The following is a 2,582-nucleotide window of genomic DNA, read 5'->3' on the forward strand; positions in this document are numbered from 1 at the left end:
AGCTCGGCATGGCGCCGACCGGCCATGCGTCGCGCGGTGTCGGCGGAGCCCCCGGCGCCGCTCCCAGCAATCTCTATATGGAGCCCGGCAGCCGCACCCGCGAGGCGCTGCTCGCGAGCGTTCCCGAGGCGGTGCTGGTGATCGAGCTGATCGGGCAGGGCGTCAACGGCGTGACCGGCGACTACAGCCGCGGCGCGGCCGGGTTCATGGTCCGCGGCGGTGAAATCGCCGAGCCTGTCGCGGAGATCACCATCGCCTCGAACCTCATCGACATGTTCGCGACGCTGGAGCCGGCGAGCGACCTCGAGCTGCGCCGCGGCATTGATGCGCCGACCCTGCTGATCCCGGAAATGACCGTGGCTGCCGCCTAGGCCTCGGCTCCGACCTTCGGCAGCCCCAGCCGCGGGATTTCGATCTTCGGGCAGCGGTCCATCACCACCTTCAGTCCCGCAGCTTCGGCGAGTGCGGCCGCTTCCTCGTTAATCACCCCGATCTGCATCCACACCGCCTTGGCTCCGACGAAGATCGCCTGCTCCACCGCTTCCGCGGCCATCTCGGGCCGCCGGAAAATGTCGACAATGTCGATCGGAATTCCGATCTGCGCCAGCTCCCGCCATACGAACTCGCCCAGCACATGCTCGCCGGTGATCTGCGGATTGACGGGGAGCACGCGATATCCCCAGTCTTGGAGAAACTTCATGACTGCGTAAGACGGGCGGTCCGGCCGGTCGGATGCGCCGACGACGGCGATCGTGCGGGCGTTCCGCAGCAGCTCGGCAATCTCCTCGTCACGGGTCAGCGGCATGGCGTCGTCCTTTCACCCGGCGTCAATGCGCCATAGCCTCCATCAGTTTCGCGGCGATGGCCTCGAACGCTTCGGCGTCGGGCCCGTTGGACGCAGCCGGCGGCTCGCCCGCGTCCGAGGCTTCGCGGATCGCCAGCGACAGCGGGAGGCGGCCGAGGAACGGGATTCTCATTTCGGCAGCCGCTGCTTCCGCGCCGCCGCTGCCGAACGGATGGGAAGGCTGACCGCAGTGCGGGCAAATATAAGTCGCCATATTCTCGATCAGCCCGATCACCGGCACGCTGGTCTTGTTGAAGAGATCGACGGCGCGGCGGGCGTCGATCAGCGACAAGTCCTGCGGCGTCGACACGATTACCGCGCCCGCGGGCCTCGAGCGCTGGACGAGGGACAGCTGGACGTCACCGGTGCCCGGCGGGAGGTCGACGATCAAAAGCTCGCAATCACCCCAATCGGCCTCGACCAGCTTCGCCAGCGCGCCGGTCGCCATCGGTCCGCGCCAGGCCAGCGCGTGCCCGGGCGATACCAGCTGGCCCAGGGACAGGAATTTGATGCCATGCGCCTCGACCGGGATCAGGCGTTCGTTCTCCGCCGTCGGCCGCGCGTCGTTGCCTAGCAAGGTCGGCTGCGAGGGACCGTACACGTCCGCGTCGATCAACCCCACCTTGTGGCCCTTGCGGGCCAGCGCGATCGCAAGATTCGCCGATACGGTGGACTTGCCGACGCCGCCCTTGCCGCTGCCGATCGCGATCAATGTTCGCGATGGCTGCGCGGCCGTCATGGCGATACGGGCTTCCGAAACGCCGGGCGCTTGCACGGCGGCGGAGCGCAGCTCCTCCTCGACCCTCCGCGCCTCGCTCGCGCTCAATCCTGTCGCATCCACGATGATCGTCGCAACCCCGTTGACGAGCTTGCGCGAGCGGATGCGCTCCTCGTGCGGCAGTTGATCCAACTGTGACCGATCTGCGGGCATCAAACGCCGATCGACAGCAAGTCGAGCGCCAGGGCAATCGGATACTCCTGATCGGCGACCGAGCCGACGGGCCCCGCCAATTCGCGGATGGGAACGCCGATAATGAACGGGGTGCCGAAGGTCCGAGATCTGCCGTCGAAGGTGATTTTGGGGGTCAGGCGCGGCATGGGCCAATCACCTTCAGGCCCCTCCACAAGCGGAACGACGACGCGCGTTTTCAGGTGCTGGAGAAGATCGGCCTGGACGTCGACAGCCAATTCGCCGGTTGAGCGTATCTGGTAAACGTCGAAACGCGCCATCAGAACTGGCGCAAATGCCCGAGCGGATTTCCGTGCTTTTCAACGAAATCATTGAACTTGCGGATTCCTTCCGCATTTTCCTCCGCCCAACGCCGCTCTTTCTCGGCCTTCACCGCGGCCGCGAGACCTTGTTCACATGCGCCGGACAGGCTGATCCCAAGCTCGCGCGCTTCCGCGACGAGGTCCCGTCTGAGAGAAACGTTTGTGCCGCGCTTGCGGGCGGCTGGGCTTTGCGGTGCCACGTTGCCCATATAATATGCGCATCTTTCATGCGCAATAGCGGATGAGAGCTGACCCACTGTTATTCGCCCCGCCACCCTCTATATTTGCGGCGATGAGCACTTTCTCGGGGTGGGGCGGGCGCGTTCGCGGCCTGTTCACCGACACCAAAGGCCCCTGGGGTCCAAGCGCAAGCGGCGACGAGCCGCCGGCTGACGACGGTCCCTTGCTGCCACCGCGGTCGATGCCTTCGCCGGCGAGCACCTTCTTGATCTCGTCGCCCGACAGC

Annotated in this window: 5 protein-coding genes; 1 reads left to right on the forward strand and 4 read right to left on the reverse strand. The window is 66.1% G+C overall.

What is annotated here, in order from left to right; all coding sequences use genetic code 11:
- Positions 1–371, forward strand: a 371-nt coding sequence (locus GH737_RS15505; protein ID WP_230558836.1) for a metallopeptidase TldD-related protein, incomplete at its 5' end; no start/stop codon positions are given.
- Here the strand turns inward: GH737_RS15505 and GH737_RS14295 are convergent.
- The 4 genes from GH737_RS14295 to GH737_RS14310 form a co-directional block, all read right to left on the reverse strand.
- Positions 368–805 carry a CoA-binding protein gene (locus GH737_RS14295; RefSeq protein WP_155265443.1) on the reverse strand — a complete coding sequence of 146 codons (438 nt, stop codon included), beginning with the start codon at positions 803–805 and terminating at the stop codon, positions 368–370. The two genes, GH737_RS15505 and GH737_RS14295, sit on opposite strands and share 4 nt — an antisense overlap.
- Positions 806–827: 22 nt before the next feature.
- Positions 828–1,583, reverse strand: coding sequence for an Mrp/NBP35 family ATP-binding protein (locus GH737_RS14300; RefSeq protein ID WP_230558837.1), 756 nt, complete (start codon positions 1,581–1,583; stop codon positions 828–830).
- Positions 1,584–1,774: 191 nt separating this feature from the next.
- Complete coding sequence (locus tag GH737_RS14305) at positions 1,775–2,074, reverse strand: CcdB family protein (RefSeq protein WP_155265445.1); 300 nt, start codon at positions 2,072–2,074, stop codon at positions 1,775–1,777.
- The gene (locus GH737_RS14310) at positions 2,074–2,325 is read right to left on the reverse strand and encodes a type II toxin-antitoxin system CcdA family antitoxin (RefSeq protein ID WP_155265446.1); all 252 of its coding nucleotides are present in this window, start codon (positions 2,323–2,325) and stop codon (positions 2,074–2,076) included. The genes GH737_RS14305 and GH737_RS14310 overlap by 1 nt, the downstream gene beginning before the upstream one ends.
- Between the last annotated feature and the right edge of the window lie 257 nt (positions 2,326–2,582).

The organism is Sphingomonas segetis (assembly GCF_009720245.1).
In the GTDB taxonomy this organism is placed as follows: domain Bacteria; phylum Pseudomonadota; class Alphaproteobacteria; order Sphingomonadales; family Sphingomonadaceae; genus Sphingomicrobium; species Sphingomicrobium segetis.

Coding starts and splice junctions, on each gene's coding strand:
- GH737_RS14295 (WP_155265443.1), bottom strand. CDS start 805: ATGCCGCTGACCCGTGACGAGGAGATTGCCGAGCTGCTGCGGAACGCC.
- GH737_RS14300 (WP_230558837.1), bottom strand. CDS start 1,583: ATGACGGCCGCGCAGCCATCGCGAACATTGATCGCGATCGGCAGCGGC.
- GH737_RS14305 (WP_155265445.1), bottom strand. CDS start 2,074: ATGGCGCGTTTCGACGTTTACCAGATACGCTCAACCGGCGAATTGGCT.
- GH737_RS14310 (WP_155265446.1), bottom strand. CDS start 2,325: ATGGGCAACGTGGCACCGCAAAGCCCAGCCGCCCGCAAGCGCGGCACA.